General features: G+C 73.5%; 22 protein-coding genes and 1 pseudogene. 7 read left to right on the top strand and 16 right to left on the bottom strand.

Annotated elements, in window-relative coordinates; all coding sequences use genetic code 11:
• Positions 1-8: 8 nt before the first annotated feature.
• The 10 genes from ACZ6CZ_RS14190 to ACZ6CZ_RS14235 form a co-directional block, all read right to left on the bottom strand.
• On the bottom strand, positions 9-938 hold the full coding sequence (locus ACZ6CZ_RS14190) for a glutaminase (RefSeq protein WP_469019486.1): 930 nt from the start codon (positions 936-938) through the stop codon (positions 9-11).
• Positions 939-993: 55 nt separating this feature from the next.
• On the bottom strand, positions 994-2010 hold the full coding sequence (locus ACZ6CZ_RS14195; RefSeq protein ID WP_469019490.1) for an asparaginase: 1017 nt from the start codon (positions 2008-2010) through the stop codon (positions 994-996).
• Positions 2011-2152: 142 nt separating this feature from the next.
• Complete coding sequence (locus ACZ6CZ_RS14200; protein WP_469020505.1) at positions 2153-2830, bottom strand: FadR/GntR family transcriptional regulator; 678 nt, start codon at positions 2828-2830, stop codon at positions 2153-2155.
• Positions 2831-3025: 195 nt separating this feature from the next.
• A complete protein-coding gene (locus ACZ6CZ_RS14205) occupies positions 3026-3862 on the bottom strand; it encodes an undecaprenyl-diphosphate phosphatase (RefSeq protein WP_469019494.1) in 837 nt (278 codons plus the stop codon).
• 84 nt (positions 3863-3946) lie between these two features.
• The gene (gene crcB / locus ACZ6CZ_RS14210) at positions 3947-4300 is read right to left on the bottom strand and encodes a fluoride efflux transporter CrcB (RefSeq protein ID WP_469019498.1); all 354 of its coding nucleotides are present in this window, start codon (positions 4298-4300) and stop codon (positions 3947-3949) included.
• Positions 4297-4677, bottom strand: coding sequence for a DUF190 domain-containing protein (locus ACZ6CZ_RS14215; protein WP_469019502.1), 381 nt, complete (start codon positions 4675-4677; stop codon positions 4297-4299). The genes crcB (ACZ6CZ_RS14210) and ACZ6CZ_RS14215 overlap by 4 nt, the downstream gene beginning before the upstream one ends.
• Positions 4674-5138, bottom strand: coding sequence for a fluoride efflux transporter CrcB (gene crcB / locus ACZ6CZ_RS14220; RefSeq protein ID WP_469019504.1), 465 nt, complete (start codon positions 5136-5138; stop codon positions 4674-4676). The genes ACZ6CZ_RS14215 and crcB (ACZ6CZ_RS14220) overlap by 4 nt, the downstream gene beginning before the upstream one ends.
• An 80-nt stretch (positions 5139-5218) precedes the next feature.
• Positions 5219-6175: an SMP-30/gluconolactonase/LRE family protein gene (locus tag ACZ6CZ_RS14225; RefSeq protein ID WP_469019507.1), complete on the bottom strand. Its 957-nt coding sequence runs from the start codon at positions 6173-6175 to the stop codon at positions 5219-5221.
• Between the two features lie 181 nt (positions 6176-6356).
• Positions 6357-7916, bottom strand: a complete 1560-nt coding sequence (locus tag ACZ6CZ_RS14230; protein ID WP_469019512.1) for a glycoside hydrolase family 53 protein — start codon at positions 7914-7916, stop codon at positions 6357-6359.
• Between the two features lie 119 nt (positions 7917-8035).
• Positions 8036-10057 carry a beta-galactosidase gene (locus tag ACZ6CZ_RS14235; RefSeq protein ID WP_469019514.1) on the bottom strand — a complete coding sequence of 674 codons (2022 nt, stop codon included), beginning with the start codon at positions 10055-10057 and terminating at the stop codon, positions 8036-8038.
• 228 nt (positions 10058-10285) lie between these two features.
• Between ACZ6CZ_RS14235 and ACZ6CZ_RS14240 the strand changes: the two genes are divergently transcribed.
• From ACZ6CZ_RS14240 to ACZ6CZ_RS14265, 6 genes are all read left to right on the top strand, one after another.
• Complete coding sequence (locus ACZ6CZ_RS14240; RefSeq protein WP_469019517.1) at positions 10286-11599, top strand: ABC transporter substrate-binding protein; 1314 nt, start codon at positions 10286-10288, stop codon at positions 11597-11599.
• A 140-nt stretch (positions 11600-11739) separates the two neighbouring features.
• Positions 11740-12606, top strand: a complete 867-nt coding sequence (locus tag ACZ6CZ_RS14245) for a carbohydrate ABC transporter permease (RefSeq protein WP_469020508.1) — start codon at positions 11740-11742, stop codon at positions 12604-12606.
• The gene (locus tag ACZ6CZ_RS14250) at positions 12603-13544 is read left to right on the top strand and encodes a carbohydrate ABC transporter permease (protein ID WP_469019519.1); all 942 of its coding nucleotides are present in this window, start codon (positions 12603-12605) and stop codon (positions 13542-13544) included. Before ACZ6CZ_RS14245 ends, ACZ6CZ_RS14250 begins: the two co-directional genes overlap by 4 nt.
• Complete coding sequence (locus ACZ6CZ_RS14255; protein ID WP_469019523.1) at positions 13541-14572, top strand: LacI family DNA-binding transcriptional regulator; 1032 nt, start codon at positions 13541-13543, stop codon at positions 14570-14572. Before ACZ6CZ_RS14250 ends, ACZ6CZ_RS14255 begins: the two co-directional genes overlap by 4 nt.
• Before the next feature lie 161 nt (positions 14573-14733).
• The gene (locus ACZ6CZ_RS14260; protein ID WP_469019527.1) at positions 14734-15084 is read left to right on the top strand and encodes a VOC family protein; all 351 of its coding nucleotides are present in this window, start codon (positions 14734-14736) and stop codon (positions 15082-15084) included.
• Between the two features lie 105 nt (positions 15085-15189).
• Positions 15190-15606, top strand: a complete 417-nt coding sequence (locus tag ACZ6CZ_RS14265; RefSeq protein ID WP_469019529.1) for a MarR family winged helix-turn-helix transcriptional regulator — start codon at positions 15190-15192, stop codon at positions 15604-15606.
• A 61-nt stretch (positions 15607-15667) separates the two neighbouring features.
• Here ACZ6CZ_RS14265 and ACZ6CZ_RS14270 read toward each other — a convergent pair whose 3' ends face one another.
• Entirely contained in the window at positions 15668-16066 is a 399-nt protein-coding gene (locus tag ACZ6CZ_RS14270) for an SseB family protein (RefSeq protein ID WP_469019531.1), read from the bottom strand.
• Positions 16067-16196: 130 nt separating this feature from the next.
• Positions 16197-17165 (bottom strand): pyridoxal-phosphate dependent enzyme, encoded by a 969-nt coding sequence (locus ACZ6CZ_RS14275; protein ID WP_469019535.1) that lies wholly within the window; start codon positions 17163-17165, stop codon positions 16197-16199.
• A gap of 275 nt (positions 17166-17440) precedes the next feature.
• Between ACZ6CZ_RS14275 and ACZ6CZ_RS14280 the strand changes: the two genes are divergently transcribed.
• Entirely contained in the window at positions 17441-17842 is a 402-nt protein-coding gene (locus tag ACZ6CZ_RS14280; protein WP_469020511.1) for a (2Fe-2S) ferredoxin domain-containing protein, read from the top strand.
• 111 nt (positions 17843-17953) lie between these two features.
• Here ACZ6CZ_RS14280 and ACZ6CZ_RS14285 read toward each other — a convergent pair.
• The 4 genes and pseudogenes from ACZ6CZ_RS14285 to ACZ6CZ_RS14300 all read right to left on the bottom strand — a co-directional run.
• Positions 17954-18583, bottom strand: a pseudogene (locus ACZ6CZ_RS14285) (DUF6629 family protein); the annotation flags it as partial.
• A 161-nt stretch (positions 18584-18744) separates the two neighbouring features.
• Positions 18745-19158 (bottom strand): DUF7144 family membrane protein, encoded by a 414-nt coding sequence (locus ACZ6CZ_RS14290; protein WP_469019538.1) that lies wholly within the window; start codon positions 19156-19158, stop codon positions 18745-18747.
• A 34-nt stretch (positions 19159-19192) separates the two neighbouring features.
• Entirely contained in the window at positions 19193-19663 is a 471-nt protein-coding gene (locus ACZ6CZ_RS14295) for an SHOCT domain-containing protein (protein WP_469019542.1), read from the bottom strand.
• 127 nt (positions 19664-19790) lie between these two features.
• On the bottom strand, positions 19791-19988 hold the full coding sequence (locus tag ACZ6CZ_RS14300) for a hypothetical protein (protein WP_469019545.1): 198 nt from the start codon (positions 19986-19988) through the stop codon (positions 19791-19793).
• Positions 19989-20088: the final 100 nt, after the last annotated feature.

Genomic DNA, 20088 nt, shown 5'->3' on the forward strand with positions numbered 1-20088 from the left:
GGCGCCGGTCAGAAGACGGACAGGCCGGTGAGCGTGGTGAACCGGTCGAGGGCGGCGACCCCCGCCACCGAGTTGCCCCGCTCGTCCAGCCCCGGGCTCCACACGCACAGCGCGCAGCGGCCCGGTACGACGGCGATGATCCCGCCGCCGACGCCGCTCTTGCCGGGCAGGCCGACCCGGTAGGCGAAGTCGCCGGCCGCGTCGTAGGTGCCGCAGGTCAGCATGATGGCGTTGATCTGCTTGGCCTGGCTGCTGCTGAGCAGGCGGGTGCCGTCGGCGCGGATGCCGTGCCGGGCCAGGAATCCGGTCGCGAGGGCCAGGTCGGCGCAGGAGGCGGTGATGGAGCACTGGCGGAAGTACTGGTCGAGCAGGACCGGGACCGGGTTGTCGATGTTGCGGTAGGACGCCATGAAGTGGGCCAGGGCGGCGTTGCGGTCACCGTGCGCGGCCTCGGAGGCGGCGACCTCGCGGTCGAAGTCCAGCGACGGGTTGCCGCTCTCGGTCCGCAGGAAGGCCAGCAGTTCCCCGGCCGCGTCCCCGGTACGGGTCTGCAGGCGGTCGGTGACCACCAGGGCGCCCGCGTTGATGAAGGGGTTGCGCGGGATGCCGTTCTCGTACTCCAGCTGGACCAGGGAGTTGAAGGGGTTGCCGGAGGGTTCGCGGCCCACGTGCTCCCACAGTTCGTCGCCCTCGCGCGCCAGGTCCAGGGCGAGGGTGAAGACCTTGGTGATGGACTGCGTCGAGAACGGCTGCCGCCAGTCCCCCACCCCGTACACCGTGCCGTCCGGCTCGGCCACGGCCATGCCGAAGCTGCGCGGATCGCGGGCGGCGAGCGCCGGGATGTAGCCGGCGGGCCGGCCGCGCCCCGGCATCCGGTCGATCTCCGCCGCGATCCGGTCCAGGACCGGCTGGAACTGGGCAGACATGATCGTCATCATGCCGCACCCCGGCACCGGGCGCCCCGCCGCCTCGGCATACTCCGCACGACGGCCTCTAGGCGCAGGCCAGGGCCGCGTCCGGGTCCAGGGCGGGGACCACGCGGACGCTGCCGACCGGCCTGCCGCCGCCGAGCAGCGGCTGGCCCGCGAACGCGGTGAGCAGGGCCGGGTCCACACCGGCCCGGACCAGGGCGGCCGCGGCGACCGGGACGCGGGCCCGGTCGGCGCCGTCGGCGATCTTGACGGCGACGGCCCGGCCGTCGGGCAGCGCGGCGACCTGGACGCCCTCGAAGCCGTCCTTGGCGAGCAGGCCCGGGACGGCCCGCATCAGGGCGGCGACGTCCCGGCGGGAGCCGGAGGCCATCTCGGCGTGCTCGCGCATGGCGTCGGCGACGCGGGCCTCGGGGGTGCCGGGCGCGGCGGTCGTGATGCGGGCGGCGGCGCGGGCGAGGCCGCGCAGGGAGACGGCGAACAGCGGGGCGCCGCAGCCGTCGACCGTGACCCGGGCGACGCGCCGGCCGGTCAGGTCCTCCACGGTCTCGGCGACGGTCCGCTGGAGCGGGTGCCCGGGGTGCAGGTAGTCCTCCAGGGACCAGCCGTTCAGCCGGGCGGTCCAGAGCATGGCGGCGTGCTTGCCGGAGCAGTTCTGCGCCGTCCGCGAGGGCGCCCGGCCCGCGCGGATCCACTCGTCGCGGACGACCGGGTCGAAGGGGAGGTCGGGGACGTTGCGCAGGTCGGCCTCGGTGAGGGAGGCGAGGGCGAGGATGCGCCGGGTGCCGGCCAGGTGCCGCTCCTCACCGGAGTGGCTGGCGGCGGCGAGGGAGAGCAGCTCGCCGTCGAGCGGCAGCCCGGCGCGCAGCATGGCCACGGCCTGGACGGGCTTGACGGCCGAGCGCGGATAGAAGGCCGCCTCGGTGTCGCCGTGGCTCAGGAGCACGTCGCCGTCGCCGTCGAGGACGACGACGGAACCGTGGTGGACGCCCTCGACCATCCCGCCGCGTATCAGGTGGGCGACGGGGGCGTGGTGGGGCGCGCGGAGGACGGGTGGGTCCGCGGGAGGGCTGCTGTGCATGACTGCCTGCATCACTGGGAGGTGGGGCGGGCCGGGGGCGCGGGTCACGCGCCGGGCCCGGTGGACGTGCGCGCCGTACGGCCGCGCGGGATGGGGCGGTCCGGCGGGCGGTGGCCGGGCCGGGCCGTGGGGTGCGGTCGGCTCATGTCCGGGGGCCGCCGTCCCCGGAGGCGGGCGCGGGCGCAGGGCGCACGATGTCGGTGAGGGCCGTCGCGACGCGGTCGAGGTGGTGGCTCATGGCGCGGGTGGCGTCGGTCTCGGATCCGGCGGCCAGGGCGTCGAGGACCGCCCGGTGCTCGCGGTCCGACTGCTCCCGGCGGCCGCCCAGCTCGTTGAGGAAGGCCGACTGGCGGGCCAGCGCGTCCTGGATCTCCTCGATGAACCGGCGGAAGACCGGGTTCCGGGCGGCCTCGGCGAGGGTGAGGTGGAAGAGGGAGTCCATCGCGGCCCACGCGGCGGGGTCGGTCTCCCGCTCCATGCGGTCCAGCAGCCGGGCCAGCCGGTCGAGGTCCTCGGGGGTGCGGCGCAGGGCCGCGTACCCGGCGACCGGGATCTCGATGTGGCGGCGCACCTCGAGCAGGTCGGCGGCCGCGTAGTCGCCGAAGGTGGGGTCCTGGACGGCGCCGGCGACGACGAAGGTGCCCTTGCCGGTGCGGGAGACCGTCAGGCCCATCGTCTGGAGCGCGCGCAGCGCCTCGCGCAGCACGGGCCGGGAGACCGCGAGGGTGCGGCACAGCTCGGCCTCGGAGGGGAGCTTGTCCCCGATCGCGTACCGGCCGTCCTCGATGGCGGCGCGGAGGTGGCCGAGGACGGCCTCCAGGGCGCTGACACGCTGCGGGACCCGACCACCTGTCTGGCTGTCTGACAGGTTCACGGAAGCGATGGTGCGGCGTGCGGGACGGGACTGTCAAGCGGCGCCGGTCCGGCCGGGAGCCGTGGTGCGGCACGGACCGGACCCGGGGCGCGTCGCCGTGGTGCGGGCGGGCGTCTTCCCCGGGTCCGGGCGGTGACGGCGTCAGCTGCTGACGGTGCCGGTGGCCAGCAGGCCCAGCAGGGCCGCGCCGATGACGAGCCGGTAGATCACGAAGGCGTTGAAGGAGTGCTTGGCGACGAACTTCAGCAGCCAGGCGATGGAGGCGTAGGCGACCACGAAGGAGACGATCGTGCCGACGGCCAGCGGGGCGGCGCCCACCCCGGCGCCGAGGGCGTCCTTCAGCTCGTACAGGCCGGCGCCGGTCAGGGCCGGGATGCCGAGGAAGAACGACAGCCGGGTGGCGGCGACGCGGTCCAGGTCGAGGATGAGCGCCGTGGACATGGTGGCGCCGGAGCGGGAGAAGCCGGGGAAGAGCAGGGCGAGGATCTGCGAGCAGCCCACCAGCATCGCGTCCTTGAAGGACGTGTCGTCCTCACCGCGCTTGTGCCGGCCCATCTGGTCCGCCGCCCACATCACGCCGCTGCCGACGATCAGCGAGCCGGCGACCACCCACAGCGAGGCGAGCGGGCCGTCGATCAGCGGCTTGGCGGCCAGGCCCACCAGCACGATCGGCACGGTCGCGGCGATCACCCACCAGGCGAACTTGTAGTCGTGGTGGTAGCGCTCCTCGCGGTCGGTCAGCCCCCGGAACCAGGCGGTGACGATCCGCTTGATGTCCTTGAAGAAGTACACGAGCACGGCGGCGATGGCGCCGACCTGGATGACGGCGGAGAACCCGACGACCGACGCGTCGTCGACGGGGATGTCCATGAGCCCTTCGACGATCTTGAGGTGGCCGGTGGAGGACACCGGGAGGAATTCGGTCACCCCCTCGACTACTCCTAGGACGACGGCCTGACCGACGGAGATGGCGCTCATGGGATCCAGTTCTGAAAAGTGGTCGACAAAGCTGTAGACAGTCTTACTATGCCGTGCGGGCGACCGGCGCGGGACCCCGGTGCCTCACACGGCTCCGGCGAGCCAGACCCCGGCGAAGGCGGCCCCGAGCCCCGCCGCCACACTGACGACGGCGTTCGCCGCAGCGTAGAGCCCCGCCCCCGCCTCCGTCAGCCTCAGGGTCTCGTAGGAGAAGGTGGAGTACGTCGTCAGGGCCCCGCACAGGCCGGTGCCCAGCAGAAGCCGCAGGTGGGGTCCGGCGACGCCGGTGAGCACGCCGAGGACCAGGCAGCCGGTGACGTTCACCACGAAGGTGCCCCAGGGGAACAGTGAGTCGTGCCGCGCCTGCACGGCCCGGTCGGTGAGGTGGCGCAGCGGAGCGCCGACCATGGCCCCGAGGGCGACCAGCAGCCAGTTCACAACGGTTTCTCACCCTCCGGCCCGGTGTCCCGCGCTTCCGCCCGGCGGCCCACGTACCGCACGACCTCGCACGGCTCGAGGGTGACGAGTCCCTCGTCGACGAGTTCGTCGAGCTGCGGCAGGAACGCCCGCACGCGCGCCTCGGTGTCGACGACGACGACCGCGACCGGCAGGTCCTCGCTGAGGGTGAGCAGCCGGGAGGTGTGGATGCGGGAGGAGGCGCCGAACCCCTCGATGCCCCGGAACACGCTGGCGCCGGCCAGTCCGGCGGCACGGGCCCGGTGCACGATCTCGGTGTAGAGGGGCTTGTGGTGCCAGGTGTCGTCCTCGCCGAGGTAGACGGTCAGCCGCAGGGCCCGGCCGGTCGGGTCGCTCATCGCCGCCCTCCGGTCAGCACCCGGCGGGTCGCCGCGGCGGCCAGCCACACCGCCGCCAGGGCCGCGCACAGGGTGGCGGCGAGATAGGCGAGGGCGGTGCCGGGACGGTGGTCCGCGAGGAGTTGCCGGATGTCGACGGCGTAGGTGGAGAAGGTGGTGAAGCCGCCGAGCACCCCGGTGCCGAAGAAGGGGCGGACCAGGCGGTGGGCGGCCCGCGCCTCGGTGACGAGCACCATGAACGCGCCGATCACGGCGCAGCCGCTGACGTTGACCGCGAAGGTCGTCCAGGGGAAGTGCCCGGGCGGGGTGGGACAGGCCAGGGACAGCGCGTACCGGGCGCCGGCGCCGAGGGCTCCGCCGAGCGCGACGGCCGTGAGCACGGGAGCCTGGACGAGCCGGCCGGGCCGCCGCGGCGGGCCGCCGGGACGGGCGCGGAGGCTCTCGGCTTCCGGGACGGTCATGGTCGTACGTCTCCTGTTCGGGCCCGTCCGCACGAGGTGGCGACGGCCGGGCCCAGTTTACCGCCGGTCGTGGGCCGCGATCATGTCGTGGGGGCCGCGCAGACGGCCACGCCCCGCTCGTGGATGCTGCCCAGGACCAGGTGTCCGCCGGTCTCGCAGACGCTGGTGACCATGCGGAAGCGGGAGTGGCGGCGGGCCAGGTGGTGGACGACCCGGCCGTCGTCGTCGACGGCGAGGACGGCGGCGCTGCCGCCGGGGCGGTAGGGGGCGCGTACGGCGGCCCGGGCGGCGGCGCGGCGGACGGCGGGCGGGCTGCGGTGCAGCAGTTCCAGCGGGGGCACGCGAGGCGCGGCGAGGGCAACCCAGATGGGGCCGCCGCGGCGGTCGCGCCAGAGGTTGTCGGGCATGCCGGGCAGGTCGGCGAAGGGCTCCCGGTGACCGGCGCGCGGGCCGGTGAGCCAGTAGCGGGTGAGGCGGCAGAGGCCGGTCTCCGCGATCACCAGGAAAGAGCCGTCGCGGCCGGCCACCAGCCCGTTGGCGAACTGAAGATCCTCCAGCAGGACTTCGGGCCGGCCGCCGCCGGGCGGCAGGCGCAGCAGGCGGCCGGTGCCGGTGTGCTCGACGATGTCGCCGATCCACCGGTCGAGGGGATGGCGGCGGCTGGAGACGGTGAAGTACACCGTGCCGTCGGGCAGGGCGACGGCGTTGCTGCAGAAGCGCAGCGGCTCCCCCGCCACCGAGTCGGCGAGGACGCGGACGGCGCCGTCGGCGGGGTCGACGCGCAGCAGGCCGCGGTCCGCGTCGCACACCAGGACGTCGCCGCCGGGGAGGAGTTCGAGGCCGAGCGGGCGGCCGCCGGTGTCGGCGAGCACCTCGACGCGGGCGGCGGCCGGGTCGGCCGGGTGGTGCAGCCGCAGGATGCGGCCGTCCGCGACGCCGGTCAGCACGCGGCCCTGTGCGTCGGCCACCACGTCCTCCGGGCCGTGACCGCCGAGGGCGACGCAGTGCAGCAGGGCGAGCGGGGTGGGTCGGTGCATGCGGGTGCCCTTCGGCGTCGGCGGCGCTGTCGCCCCACTGTGGCGCGGCGGGCGCCGGGCCGCCCGCCCCTCGGCGGATCGTGTCCGGTACCGGACGGTCCGGCCCGTACGGGCGGCGGGCGCGGCGGCGTTCGGGGGGCCCGGCCGGTCCCCTTACCGGCCGGGCCCCGTCACGGGCGGTTCAGCGGTGGCCGAACCACGACATGGAGGAGAGCGCCTTGTCGTCGTAACCGAACAGGGCCTGGTTCTCCCAGCCGTTGCCGGAGGTGGCGTCGGCCGGGTCCCAGCCGTTGCCGGTGACGGCGGTCCAGGTGGCCTCCCAGTAGAAGACGCCGAGGCCGCGGCCGCCCGGTACGGCCTCCACGACGCTCGCCACGTCGTTCATCCACCGGGTCTGCCCGGCCACCGTGGCGGGGTAGCCGGCGACCAGTTCGGCGCTGGTGTCGATCTGGTTGGTGAGCGCGTCGTCGCTGTCCAGACGGAAGGGGTAGGCGGTCTCGGCGACGAAGACGGGCTTGCCGTAGCGGGAGGCGGTGTCGTCCAGGGTGGTCTGGGCGGCGGCCAGGGAGCCGTGCCAGTAGCCGTAGTACGACAGGCCGATCGCGTCGTAGGTGACGCCGTTGGCCTTGGCGTTGTCGAACCACCAGCGGACGGTGGCGTCGTCGCCGGCGTTGGCGAGGTGCAGGGCGACCTTGGTGGACGAGGACACCGCCTTGACGGCGCTGTAGCCGGAGTTGAGCAGCCCGGCGAGCTGCGGCCAGTTGTCCGTGGAGCCCTCGGACCACAGCATGCCGCCGTTGATCTCGTTGCCCACCTGCACCATGTCGGCCGTGGTGCCCTGCGCCTCGAGGGCGTTCAGGACGTCGTAGGTGTGATGGTAGACGTCCGTCTTCAGCTGGCTGTAGGAGTGCCCGGACCAGGCGGCGGGCTTGGTCTGCTTGCCCGGGTCCGCCCAGGAGTCCGAGTAGTGGAAGTCGACCAGCAGCTTCATCCCGGCGGCCTTGACGCGCTTGGCCAGGGCCAGGACGTGCGCCTTGTCGTTGTAGCCGTCGGCCGGGTTCACCCAGACCTTCACGCGCGCGTAGTTCATGCCGGCGCCTCTGAGGATGGTGACCGCGTCGCCCGTGGTGCCGGAGGTGGTCCGGTACACGCCGCCCCTGGCCTCGCTCTTGGGGAGGGAGGAGATGTCGGCGCCCTTGACGGCGAGGCCGGTGGAGCCCGCGGTGAAGGTAAGGTCGTCGACGTTGATCCAGTTGCCCGCGTTGGCGTCGGAGGTGACGCTGATCGTGCACTGGCCGGCCGTCACCGCCACGGAGGTGACGATGCGGACCCAGCCGTCGGCGGACACCGGGATGTCGGTGCGCTGTTCGGCGCTCCCGCAGTTCTTCAGGGCTATGTAGGCGGCGTTCTGCCCGCCGCCGGAGCGGACCCAGGCGGTGAGCGTGTAGGTGCCGTTGGCCAGGCCCGAGAGGTACTGGTACGTCTCCACCTTGTAGGCGGTGGACGCGTAGTGGCTCAGCCGGTAACTGCCGCCGTGACCACCGGACTCGGTGTACGAGGCGCCGGTGGCGCCGTACTCCGACCAGCCGGCCGGGGCGGCCGTGGCGGCGCCGCCGGACTCGAAGCCGCCGTTGGTGAGCGTGCTCGCCGCCTGCGCGGTCTGGGCGGGCAGGGTGGTGAGGGCGAGAGCGGCCAGCGGCGGCAGCAGCAGGGCGGTGAGGGTGCGTCTGGGATGGAACATCGTCGTCCGTCGTCCCTTCGACGTGGGCGGGGTGGGGTGACCTCCGCCGGGAAGCGGAGGAGATCGGGGGGCGCCGCCGCCCCGCGGCCGAGCGGCTCGCGCGGGGCGGCGGGGCCGGCTCAGCCGTCGAGCCGTACGACCCGGACGGCTCCCGCGGGGACCGCGAGGCGGCCCGCGGCGCGTTCGCCCGTCAGCAGTTCGGTGCCGGGCGCGTCCAGCGCCACCTTCGCCTCGGTGGCGGTGTGGTTGATCGCGAACAGGAAGCTGCCCTGCTCGCCCGTGCGGCGGACGACCTCGACGTCCCGGGGCAGGTCGGCGCGGGGGGCGATCCGCGCGTCGTCGGCGGCGGCGCCGAGCAGCGTGTCCAGGCCGGCCGCGTCGAGCCGGGTGGACACGTACCAGGCGGTGCCCCGGCCGAACGCGTGCCGGGTGATCGCGGCGCCGCCCGCGGTCAGTCCGTCGGCGTAGCTCCACACCGTCTCGGCGCCGTGCGGGCGGACGAACTCCGTCCACACGTCACCGCTCGGCCCGTCGCCGTCGGGCCCGCTCAGCCGCACCCGTTCGCTGTGCAGCAGCGGCGAGAACTCCTCCACCTCCAGGCCCAGGACGTCCCTGAGGGGCCCGGGGTAGGCGCCCTCGTGCACGGCGTCGTGCTCGTCGACGATGCCGGAGAAGTAGGACACCACCAGGGTGCCGCCGTCGCGGACGTACCCGGCGAGGTTGCGCCCGGCCGCCTCGGTCATCAGGTAGAGGGCCGGGACGACGACGAGGGGGTAGGCCGACAGGTCGGCCTCCGGGTGGGCGAAGTCGACCGTGAGGTGGCGGTCGTAGAGCGCCTCGTAGAAGGCGTCGGCGCGCTCGCGCGGGTCGTGGTCCTCGGTGGGGCGCCACTGGAGGTTCTGCGCCCACCAGGACTGCCAGTCCCACAGCACCGCCACGTCGGCCCGGGTGCGGGTGCCCCGCAGCGGGGCCAGGGAGTCGATCGCCGCGCCGAGTTCGACGACCTCCCGCCACACCCGGGTGCCGGTGCCGGCGTGCGGCAGCATCGCCGAGTGGAACTTCTCGGCGCCGCGCCGGGACTGCCGCCACTGGAAGAACATGGCGCCCTCGGAGCCGCGGGCCACGTGGGCCAGGGAGTTGCGGGCCATCTGGCCGGGGGCCTTGGCGGGGTTGCGGGGCTGCCAGTTGACGCCCGAGGTGGAGTGCTCGAGCAGCAGCCAGGGGGCGCCGCCGGCCACGGAGCGGGTGAGGTCGGCGGCCATGGCGAGGTTGACGTGGGTGCGGCGGCCGTCGGTGATCAGGTAGTGGTCGTTGGTGACGAGGTCGACCTCGCGCCCCCACGCCCAGTAGTCCATGGAGTCGCACTGGCTGAGGGCGGTCATGAAGTTCGTCGTGACCGGGACGCCGGGCGAGAGGCGGTGCAGGATGTCCCGCTCGGCGCGGAAGTTCTCCCGGATGGTGGCGTCGGTGAACCGCCGGTAGTCCAGGGCCTGTCCGGGGTTGCCGACGGTCGGGGTGGCCCGGGGCGGGTTGATCTCGCCGAGGTGGGCGTAGCGCTGTCCCCAGAAGGCGGTGCCCCAGGCCGCGTTGACCTCCTCGACGCCGCCGTGGGTGTCCGCGAGCCAGCGGCGGAAGTGGGCGGCGCAGGAGTCGCAGTAGCAGGCGGAGACGGGGACGCCGTACTCGTTGTGCACGTGCCACAGCGCCAGCGCCGGGTGCGTGCCGTAGCGCTCGGCGAGCTTGGCGGTGATGTTCGCGGCCGCCGCGCGGTAGTCGGGGTTGCTGTGGCAGATGGCGCCGCGGGAGCCGAACTCGTAGCGCACGCCCTCCGCGGTGACCGGCAGCGCCTCGGGGTGGGCGCGGTAGAACCAGGCGGGGGGCGCCACGGTGGGCGTGCCGAGGTCGACGCGGATGCCGTTGTCGTGCAGCAGCCCGAGGACCCGGTCCAGCCAGCCGAAGTCGTAATCCCCCGGCGCCGGTTCGAGCAGGGCCCAGGAGAAGATCCCGACGCTCACCATGGTGACGCCGGCCTCCCGCATCAGCCGGACGTCCTCCTGCCAGAGCTCCTCCGGCCACTGCTCGGGGTTGTAGTCCCCACCGAAGGCGAGGCGGCTGAGGCCCCTAGGGCTGGTGTCCGGCATGGATCTCTCCCGGGTATCGATCATCTGGGAACGTGCACACACATCGTCGGCGGCGTCAGCCCAACATAACCGCACAGCAACAACCATTGACAAGTGTCCGGGATGTTTCTCTACTGTGAACGCTCACAGAAGCATGGCAGGGCCTCGCACCGCGATTCCGGCCCGCGGTCATGCGTATCCACGGCAGGTCTCCGCAGCAGGCGGGGACCCCGGTCAGGGGAGAGATCCATGCCGCACACGAAGCGCCGACGCCTCGTGACCACCGCCCTCGCCGTCTCGCTCGGCGCCACCGCTCTGGCCGCCTGCGGCTCCGGGGACGGCGAGGCCGGGTCGGGCCCGGTGTCGCTGACGTACTGGACCTGGACGCCCGGCATGGACAAGGTCGTCGACCTGTGGAACAAGGGGCCGGGCAAGGACAAGCAGATCACCGTCACGGTGAAGAAGCAGGCCTCCGGCGACACGCTGGTCACCAAGATCCTCACCGCGCACAAGGCCGGGAAGGCGCCGGACCTGGTGCAGGCCGAGTACCAGGCGCTGCCGACGCTGGTCAGCAACGACGCACTGGCCGACATAGCCGGGGACGTCGGTGACGTGCGCAGCAAGTTCGCCGACGGCGTCTGGCAGCAGACCACGCTCGGCACGGACGCGGTCTACGCGGTGCCGCAGGACATCGGACCGATGATGTTCTACTACCGCGCCGACCTGTTCAAGAAGTACAAACTGACGGTCCCCACCACCTGGGACCAGTTCGCCGAGACCGCCCGCAAGCTGAAGAAGGCCGACCCCGACCGGGCTCTGACCACCTTCTCCGCCAACGACTCCGGTCTCTTCGCCGGGCTGGCCCAGCAGGCCGGCGCCAAGTGGTGGACCACCTCCGGCGACACCTGGAAGGTCGCGATCAACGACACGGCCACCCGCAAGGTCGCCGACTTCTGGGGCGGACTGGTCAAGGAGGGCGTCATCGACAACCAGCCGATGTACCAGCCCGCCTGGAACAAGGCGCTGAACACCGGCAAGGAGATCGCCTGGGTCAGCGCCGTGTGGGCACCGGGCACGCTGACCACGGCCGCGCCCGACACCAAGGGCAAGTGGGCCATGGCCCCGCTCCCCCAGTGGTCGCCCGACAAGGACGTCACCGGCAGCTGGGGCGGCTCCTCCACGGCCGTGACCACCGACTCCGCCCACCGCGGCGCCGCCGCCGAGTTCGCGGCCTGGCTGAACACCGACCACGACGCCCTCAACGCGCTGGCGAAGGAGGGCGGCATCTACCCGGCCTCCACCTCCGCCCAGCTCAGCGGCGCCTTCTCCAACCCGCCGGCGTTCTTCTCCAACCAGCCCGACTTCTACACCAAGGCCGCCGACATCGCGCGCACCACGGCGCCCTCCGCGTGGGGCCCGAACGTGAACGTCGCCTACGCCACCTTCAACGACGCGTTCGGCGCCGCCGCCAAGAACAAGTCCGGCTTCGGCGCCGCCCTGGACCGCATGCAGCAGGCCACGGTCGCCGACATGAAGAAGCAAGGCTTCGGAGTCTCCCGGTGACCAGCACCACCAGCGAGGCGGCGTACGGGGCCGAGGGGGCCCCGTACCGCCGCCCGTCCCCCGCCGCACCCCGCGCCACGGCGCGGACCGGCCGCCGGCGTGCGCGCGGCGCGCCCTACGCCTTCCTCCTCCCCGGCGCGCTGCTGTTCGCCCTGTTCTTCGCGCTGCCCATCGGGTACGCGCTCTGGCTCAGCTTCCGCAAGGTGCGCATCTCCGGCCTGGGCCTCGGTTCCGGCGCCCGGCACGAGGTCTGGGCCGGCTTCGAGAACTACACCGGCGCCCTCCACGACCCCGAACTGCTGCACGGAGCGCTGCGCGTGCTCGGCTACGGCTGCATCGTCGTCCCGGTGATGCTGGGCCTCGCGCTGCTGTTCGCGCTGATGCTGGACTCCGAGCGGGTGCGGTGCACCCCGTTCACCCGGCTCGCGATCTTCCTGCCGTACGCCGTTCCCGGTGTGGTGGCCGCGCTGATGTGGGGCTTCCTGTACCTGCCGGACGTCAGCCCCTTCTACTTCGTGCTCGACCGGCTGCACCTGCCCCAGCCCGACCTGCTGGACGGCGGCCCGCTCTACCTCGCCCTGTCGAACATCGCGGTCTGGGGCGGCACCGGCTTCAACATGATCGTCATCTACACCTCGCTGCGGGCCATCCCGGCCGAGGTTTACGAGGCGGCCCGGCTGGACGGCGCCACCCCGCTGCAGACCGCGGTGCGGATCAAGATCCCGATGGTGATGCCCTCGCTGGTGCTGACCTTCTTCTTCTCGATCATCGCCACGCTGCAGGTGTTCAACGAGCCCACCACCCTCAAGCCGCTCACCAACTCCGTCAACACAAGCTGGAGTCCGCTGATGAAGGTGTACCAGGACGCCTTCGGCCGCAACGACGTCTACTCGGCGGCCGCCGAGGCGACGCTGATCGCCCTGGTCACGCTCGTGCTGTCGTTCGGCTTCCTGCGGGCCGCGAACCGCCGCGACGCGCGGGACGACCGTCAAGGAGCCGCACGATGAGTTCTCTCGCCGTCCCCCAGGCCGCCCCGGACGGCCGTCCCCCCGCCCGGGCGGAGTCGGGCGCCGGGCGGCGCATCGCGCCCGGCGCCGCCCGGCGGCCGCCGCTGCGCCGCCGGATCGCGCTGGTGCCCACGCTCACCCTGCTGCTCGGCGCGGTGTACACGCTGCTGCCGGTGGCGTGGGTGGTGATCGCTTCCACCAAGTCCGGCAGCGAGCTGTTCTCCACCTTCACCTTTCTGCCGGGCAGCGGCTTCGCCGGCAACGTCAGGGACCTCGACGCCTACCGCGACGGCATCTACTGGCGGTGGATGGGCAACTCCGCGCTGTACTCCGGGCTCGGCGCGCTGCTGTCCACGGCCGTCTCCGCGTGCAGCGGGTACGCGCTGGCGGTGTACCGGTTCCGGGGCCGCGAGGCGCTGTTCAACGTGCTGCTCGCCGGTGTGCTCATGCCGCCGGTGATCCTGGCCGTCCCGCAGTACCTGCTGCTGGCCAAGGCAGACCTCACCGACTCCTACCTGTCGGTGCTGCTGCCGCAGATCCTCTCCCCGTACGGCGTCTACCTCGCGCGGGTCTACGCGGCCGCCGCCGTGCCCGCCGACGTGGTGGAGGCCGGGCGGATGGACGGGGCGGGGGAGTGGCGGATCTTCACCCGGATCGCGCTGCCCATGATGATCCCGGGCATGGTCACGGTGTTCCTGTTCCAGTTCGTGGCGGTGTGGAACAACTTCCTGCTGCCGTACATCATGCTCAGCGACGACGAGAAGTTCCCGCTCACGCAGGGCCTGTACACGCTGCTCGAGCAGGGATCGAACACCCCGGCGCTGTACACCCTGGTGATCACCGGCGCGTTCCTGGCGGTCCTGCCGCTGATCGTCCTGTTCCTCGTGGTGCAGCGTTTCTGGAGTCTGGATCTGCTGTCGGGGGCCGTAAAGTCATGACCATGAGCAATCCGGGGGGCCGGCGCAGACCGCCGACGATCCACGACGTGGCACGGGAGGCAGGCGTGTCACGGGGCACCGTCTCGCGTGTGCTCAACGGCGGCCACTACGTCAGCCCCGCCGCGCAGGAGGCGGTCAACGCCGCCATCCGCCGGACCGGATACGTGGTCAACCGCCACGCCCGCTCCCTGATCACCGGGCGCTCGGACTCGGTCGGCTTCCTGCTGACCGAGCCGCAGGAGCGGTTCTTCGAGGACCCCAACTTCAACGTCCTGCTGCGCGGCTGCACCCAAGCGCTGGCCGCGCACGACATCCCGCTGCTGCTGATGCTGGCGGGCACCGAGGACGAACGGCGGCGCATAGCGCGGTACATCACGGCCGGTCACGTCGACGGGGTGCTGCTGGTCTCCAGTCACTCCGGCGACCCGGTCGCCGAGGAACTGCGCGAGGCGGGGGTGCCGCTGGTCGCCTGCGGCAAGCCGATCGGCCTGGGCTCGAAGACGAGTTACGTGGCCGCCGACGACCGGGACGGCGCCCGGGACATGGTCCGGCACCTGCTGTCGCTGGGCCGGCGCCGGATCGGCGTGGTCACCGGCCCACTGGACACCCCCGGCGGTGTGGAACGGCTCGCCGGGTACCGGGAGGTGCTGGCCGAGGCGGGCATCGAGGCCGACGAGCGGCTGATCGTCTCCGGCGACTACAGCCGGGCCAGCGGCGAGGCCGCGGCGGACCGGCTGCTGGCGGGGGCGCCGGACGTGGACGCGGTGTTCGTCGCCTCCGACCTGATGGCGCAGGGCGTGCTGGACGCGCTGCGGCGGGCGGGCCGCCGGGTGCCGCAGGACATCGCCGTCGGCGGTTTCGACGACTCCCCCGCGGCGACCTCCGCCACCCCGGCGCTGACCACCATCCGCCAGCCCTGGGACCGGATCAGCAACGAGATGGTGCGGGTGCTGCTGGCCCAGATAGGCGGCGAGGACCCGGCCGCGGTCATCCTGCCGACGGAGCTGGTGCGGCGCGAGTCGACCTGAGCGGGGCCCTCCGCCCGGCACCGGCGCCGGGCGGAGGGCCCGGGGAGCGGCGGCGGCAACCGGTCAGGATCGGAGAAGCCGCGGGGGAGCCGGGCGCCCTAGCGTGGGAGCACCGGCGGGAGGAAGCCCGTCGGCCACGCATCCAAGAAGGAGTGGGTCCCATGACCGCCGGCCTGCAGACGATCATCTACCCCGTCAAGGACCTGGACCGGGCCAAGGCCCTGTTCACCGCGCTCCTCGGGACCGGGCCCCAGGTGGACGAGGCCTACTACGTCGGTTTCAAGGCCGCCGGGCAGGACGTCGGCCTCGACCCGAACGGGCACGCCAAGGGCATGACCGGTCCGGTGCCGTACTGGCACGTGCCGGACATCCGGCAGCGGGCCGCCGCCCTGGTGGAGGCCGGCGGCGAACTGCTCCAGGACGTCCAGGACGTCGGCGGCGGCCGGCTGATCGCCTACCTGAAGGACGCGGACGGCAACCACGTCGGGCTCCTCCAGGACGGCACCGCCTGAGGCCGCGGGCGCGTACCGCCCGGCGGCACCGCGGCCGCCCGCCGCCACTGCATCCGCATTAGTTGCACACTCAACGATTGGCTGATTCGGTGCTACCGTGCGGGTATGGCAGTCAAGACGGCCGGGGCCCGGCTCGAGGAACGGTGGCGGGACATCCTGGCGGTGCACGCCCGCACGATGTGCGAGATCGACCGGGCCCTGCACCCGCACGGCCTGGGCGCGAGCGACTTCGAGGTGCTCGACATCCTCGCCGCCGAATCCCCCGCCGAGGGTGACCAGTGCCGGGTGCAGAACCTGGTGGGACGCGTCCACCTCAGTCAGAGCGCGCTGTCCCGGCTGATCGGGCGGCTGGAGAAGGACGGGCTGATCGAGCGCTCGGTGTGCGCGGAGGACCGGCGCGGGGTGTGGGTGGCCCTCACCCGCCGGGGCCGTGAACTGCACGCCGAGGTGCTGCCCTTGCAGCGGGCGGTGCTGGAACGGGCACTCGCAGACGCTACCGACGACACCGACGACGCGGACTGAGCCGCGGGCGGCCCGGCGGCCGGGGTCTGCCCGGCCACCGGGCCGGTGGCGGCCACCGGCTTCAGCGGACCAGCAGCGTGCGCACGCCCTCCGAGGTGAGCGTCAGCCCGTGCGCGGAGCTGCCGTCGATGGCGAGCGAGAGGTTGTCGTCCGGCCACTGCGAGGCGAGCGCCGCCAGCGGCACCAGACGGTAGCGGGAGATGAACGGCAGCAGTTCGGCCATCGTCCCCTCCGAGGTGAACACGGGGACGATGGGCCGGCCCCCCGGCTGTTCCAGGACCGGCAGGGCGACCGTCGAGGAGTCGGCGGGCTCCGCGTCGGCGGCGTCGTCCGGCACCGGGATCAGCACGTCGCTGTGGGCCAGCGCGTCCAGCGCGGCCTGGTCCTCGGCGTTCTCGGCAAGCGCGTCGAGCGCCTGCTGAGCGGGCGTCGGCAGGTCGTCGTGTGCGGGTGTCTCCATGGCAGATCCCCAGGTAGCGGGCGTTCGTACGGGCCACCCGGTCGGTGGGACCCGGGCGGGCTCCCGCGACGCGTACCCATTCGGGAGGGGGGCATGCGCGTCGCGCCCGCCGGGCCGGGTCGCCGCGTCGTCAGCCCTGGAGGATCTCGGCGAACCGCTCGGCGCCCACGTTGCCGCCCGACAGGATCACGCCGACCCGGCGCGGCAGCGGCCCGGCCCGGTGCGCGAGGAGCGCGGCGAGGGCGCTGGCGCCGCTCGGCTCGAGGACGAGCTTCATCCGCTCGAAGGCGAACCGCATCGCGTCCCGGATCTGGTCGTCGCCGACCAGGCAGACGTCGTCCAGCAGCCTGCGGTTGACGGAGAAGGTCAGCTCGCCGGGGATGTCCGCGGCCTGGCCGTCGGCGATGGTGCGGGGCACCGGGACGGACACGCGGCGGCCCGCCTCCAGGGAGCGCTTGGTGTCGTCGCCCGCCTCCGGCTCGACGCCGATGACCCGGATGCCGGGCAGCAGCCCCTTGGCGGCCGTCGCGCTGCCCGCGATCAGCCCGCCGCCGCCCACCGGCGCCAGCAGCGCGTCCAGTTCGCCCGCCTCCTCGATCAGCTCCAGGGCCGCCGTGCCCTGTCCGGCGATGACGTGCGGGTGCTCGTAGGGCGGCACCAGCGCCAGGCCCCGTTCGGCCGCGAGGGCCTCACCGATCGCGACCCGGTCGCCGGTGTAGCGGTCGTAGGTGACGATCTCCGCCCCGTACCCGGCGGTCGCCTCCAGCTTGGCGCGGGGGGTGTCCTCGGGCATCACGATCACCGCGGTGGTGCCCAGCTCCCGGGCGGCGAGGGCGACGGCCTGGGCGTGGTTGCCGGAGGAGTAGGCGGCGATGCCCCTGGCCAGCTGGTCGGCGGAGAGCCGGGAGGCGGCGTTGTAGGCGCCGCGGAACTTGAAGGCGCCGACGCGCTGGAAGTTCTCGCACTTGACGTACACCTCGGCGCCGACGAGGGCGTCCAGGGTGCGCGAGCGCAGCACGGGGGTGCGGTGGGCGACCCCCTTGACGCGCGCGGCGGCGTCCTGGACGTCCTCGAGGGTGACGCGCTGGGTCTCGGACATGGGCGTACTCCGTTCTGGACTCGCGCGGCCGCCGGGACCGCCGGCCGCGAGCCTCCGGGCGGGAAAAGATCACCGGGACGGTGGAATTATCGCCCGACGGGCCGGCGGCGAACGCCCGGAGATGTTCCGCTACCTCGGCCGGCCGGGCGGCTTCGCCGCGAACCGGCCGCCCGCCTCCCGCGCCTCCGCCCGCAACTACCCGGCGGCCGCCCGGGGTTCCGCGGACGGCCGCCGGCGCGGGGACGGTCTCCTGGTGCGCGTCGCACCACCGTACGATGCCCACCGTGATGATCGGATCAGCAGGCAACAGGCCCTGCACGCTGGTGGTGTGCCGGGGCTGCTGCTGCGGGAACTCCCGCAAGCTTCCCGGTATGGACCACGGTTGGCAGGAGGACCGGCTGCGCGCCGCGGCGGCCGAGCACGGCTTCCAGGTGCGCACCACGGACTGCCTCGGCCCCTGCGACCAGGCCAACGTCATCGTCGTGCAGCCCTCCGCCGCCGGACGGCGGGCCGGTGGCAGGGCGACCTGGATCGGCTTCGCCCTGGACGACGACTGCACCGAGGACGTACTGCGCTGGGCGGCCGAGGGCGGCCCGGGGGTGGCGCGGCCGCCGGCCGCCCTGGAGCTGCAGTTCGTCCGCCCGCCCCGGGAGACCGTTCGCCGCACACGCCGCTGACCCGGCAGGGGCCCGGCGACGGCCGCGACAGGCCCAGGGCATGCCCCAGGCACCCTGGGCACCCTCTCCGGATCGCGTCCCGGAGGTGGCGCCCCCGGAGTGTCCGGCCGGCTCCGGCGCAGGGGGGCCGGGGGCCGGGCGGTGGCGGACCCAGTCGAGCAGTGCCACCGAGCACAGCGCCGCGAACGCGCACCAGGTCGAGACGAACTCCAGCCGCCACAGCGCCCAGCAGACCGACGCGCCCGACGCCATCAGGCACCCGAGCACCACCAGCCGCCGGTCGCCGGACAGCAACAGGGAGCCGACGGTGGCGAGCAGGTAGCCCGCGCCGAGCACGGCCGGGTGGGAGAGGCCGAGCGCGTAGCCGACCGTGTGGCCGCGGATCTCGGCCGTCACCGGGGCGGTGGCCAGGTGACCGGCGAGGACGGCGGCGATCGCGACGCCGACGGCGAGCGGCACGGCCGGCCGGCGCCGTGCGGGCCGGGGCCCCGCGCACAGCACCGCCGCCGGCACCCATACCGCCGGCAGCGGCAGCGCGATGACGGCCCAGGCCAGGGTGGCCGGTCCGCCGCCCCCTCCGGAGTCCCAGACCGCCGCCTCGACGAGCTGATGGGCTCCCAGCAGCAGCGGCACCGCGGCGAGCGGAAGGTCCCGCGGGGCCCGGACCCGGGCCACGCAGACCACTCCCACGGCCGCGATCCCGGTGCCCGCCACGAGATCGGCCGTCGCGCTCCAGCACATCGCGCCCCCCGGGTCCGCCGTCGTACGCGCCGTCATCGCCGCCGACCACGGTACGTCGGTCCGTCCGGCGGGGCGCGGCTTGCCGGCGACGCGCCGGAAAAGGGGCCCCGGCCCGGATCGCTCCCGGCCGGGGCCCGCGCGCCGTTCGCGGGTCTGCCCGCTCAGTCGGTCAGCGGCCGCTCCGCGCACAGCGCCCAGATGATGAAGCCCGAGACGGCGATCATCACGACCGACCACACCGGGTAGTACGGCAGGGAGAGGAAGTTGGCGATGACGACGAGCCCGGCGATGACCACACCGGCCACCCGCGCCCACAGCGCCGCCTGCATCAGCCCGACGCCGACGAGCACCGCGACGATGCCCAGGACGAGGTGGACCCAGCCCCAGCCGGTGAGGGAGAACTGGAAGACGTAGTTGGGCGTGGAGAGGAAGACGTCGTCCTTCGCGATGGCCGCGATGCCCCGGCAGATGCTGAGGATGCCGCCGATCATGAGCATCACCGCCGCGAAGGCCGTCAGGCCCTCGGCCCACGCCCGCCCGGCCGTGTGCCCGTGCCCGGTGTGTGTCGCTGTCATCCTGCTACCTCGATTCCTCGGTGTGTGAAGGCGCTCAGCGGTTCTGGGCCGCCGGGCCGGTGTCCGCGGGCCCCGCGGCGCCGTGGCCGCTCAGCACCAGCTCCTTGGCCCTGCGGAACTCGTCGTCCGTGAGGTCGCCGCGGGTGCGCATCTCCGACAGCTTGGCGAGTTCGTCGGCCCGGCCGGCCGGGCCGCCCGCTCCCTTGGCCGTCTCGCGCACGTAGTCGGCGAAGCTCTCCTGCTGCGCCCGCGCCTGGGCCACCTCGCGGCTGCCCATGCCCCTGCCGCGGGCGATGACGTAGACGAGGACGCCCAGGAAGGGAACGACGATGACGAACAGCAGCCAGCCCGCCTTGGCCCAGCCGCTCATGCCGTCGTCACGGAAGATGTCGACGACGATCCGGAAGAGCAGGATGAACCACATGATCCACAGGAAGAACCACAGCATGGACCAGAAGACGCTCAGCAGCGGATAGTCGTAAGCGAGGGTGATCTGCCCACTCATGTCCGGCCTCCCGGCCTCCGTCCCGGGCCTTCGCCCGGAAGCCTTGTCTGCCGCTCTCAGCCTGCCGCCGCCGGCCACCGCCCGCCTCACCCGGAGCGGGTGAACGCACCGCGCGCCGGGGCGGGCGTCACTCCGGCAGCCGGCGCATCTCCAGGATCCGCAGCCCCAGCGACTGGCAGCGGGCCAGCAGGCCGTACAGGTGCGCCTCGTCGGTGACCGGGCCGTACAGGATCGTCTGCCCGGACATCAGGACGTGGTCGAGTTCCGGAAAGGCTTCGGCCATCGTGTCGGACAGGTGTCCGTCGACTCGGATCTCGTAGCGCATCGGCTGCACTCCCCGCGGGGCCGGGACAGGCGGGCTGCGCCCCTTTGCCGCGATGGTCCGTCCCCCGGGTGGCGCCCGGCCTCACCCCGGGCAGGTGATA

The sequence above is a fragment of the Streptomyces sp. NPDC041135 genome, assembly GCF_055592085.1.

Bases quoted from the DNA above. Each gene is read 5' to 3' on its own strand.
- ACZ6CZ_RS14190 (WP_469019486.1), bottom strand. From the start codon at position 938: ATGATGACGATCATGTCTGCCCAGTTCCAGCCGGTCCTGGACCGGATC.
- ACZ6CZ_RS14195 (WP_469019490.1), bottom strand. From the start codon at position 2,010: ATGCACAGCAGCCCTCCCGCGGACCCACCCGTCCTCCGCGCGCCCCAC.
- ACZ6CZ_RS14205 (WP_469019494.1), bottom strand. From the start codon at position 3,862: ATGAGCGCCATCTCCGTCGGTCAGGCCGTCGTCCTAGGAGTAGTCGAG.
- ACZ6CZ_RS14215 (WP_469019502.1), bottom strand. From the start codon at position 4,677: ATGAGCGACCCGACCGGCCGGGCCCTGCGGCTGACCGTCTACCTCGGC.
- crcB (WP_469019504.1), bottom strand. From the start codon at position 5,138: ATGACCGTCCCGGAAGCCGAGAGCCTCCGCGCCCGTCCCGGCGGCCCG.
- ACZ6CZ_RS14225 (WP_469019507.1), bottom strand. From the start codon at position 6,175: ATGCACCGACCCACCCCGCTCGCCCTGCTGCACTGCGTCGCCCTCGGC.
- ACZ6CZ_RS14230 (WP_469019512.1), bottom strand. From the start codon at position 7,916: ATGTTCCATCCCAGACGCACCCTCACCGCCCTGCTGCTGCCGCCGCTG.
- ACZ6CZ_RS14235 (WP_469019514.1), bottom strand. From the start codon at position 10,057: ATGCCGGACACCAGCCCTAGGGGCCTCAGCCGCCTCGCCTTCGGTGGG.
- ACZ6CZ_RS14240 (WP_469019517.1), top strand. From the start codon at position 10,286: ATGCCGCACACGAAGCGCCGACGCCTCGTGACCACCGCCCTCGCCGTC.
- ACZ6CZ_RS14250 (WP_469019519.1), top strand. From the start codon at position 12,603: ATGAGTTCTCTCGCCGTCCCCCAGGCCGCCCCGGACGGCCGTCCCCCC.
- ACZ6CZ_RS14255 (WP_469019523.1), top strand. From the start codon at position 13,541: ATGACCATGAGCAATCCGGGGGGCCGGCGCAGACCGCCGACGATCCAC.
- ACZ6CZ_RS14260 (WP_469019527.1), top strand. From the start codon at position 14,734: ATGACCGCCGGCCTGCAGACGATCATCTACCCCGTCAAGGACCTGGAC.
- ACZ6CZ_RS14265 (WP_469019529.1), top strand. From the start codon at position 15,190: ATGGCAGTCAAGACGGCCGGGGCCCGGCTCGAGGAACGGTGGCGGGAC.
- ACZ6CZ_RS14270 (WP_469019531.1), bottom strand. From the start codon at position 16,066: ATGGAGACACCCGCACACGACGACCTGCCGACGCCCGCTCAGCAGGCG.
- ACZ6CZ_RS14275 (WP_469019535.1), bottom strand. From the start codon at position 17,165: ATGTCCGAGACCCAGCGCGTCACCCTCGAGGACGTCCAGGACGCCGCC.
- ACZ6CZ_RS14280 (WP_469020511.1), top strand. From the start codon at position 17,441: ATGCCCACCGTGATGATCGGATCAGCAGGCAACAGGCCCTGCACGCTG.
- ACZ6CZ_RS14290 (WP_469019538.1), bottom strand. From the start codon at position 19,158: ATGACAGCGACACACACCGGGCACGGGCACACGGCCGGGCGGGCGTGG.
- ACZ6CZ_RS14295 (WP_469019542.1), bottom strand. From the start codon at position 19,663: ATGAGTGGGCAGATCACCCTCGCTTACGACTATCCGCTGCTGAGCGTC.
- ACZ6CZ_RS14300 (WP_469019545.1), bottom strand. From the start codon at position 19,988: ATGCGCTACGAGATCCGAGTCGACGGACACCTGTCCGACACGATGGCC.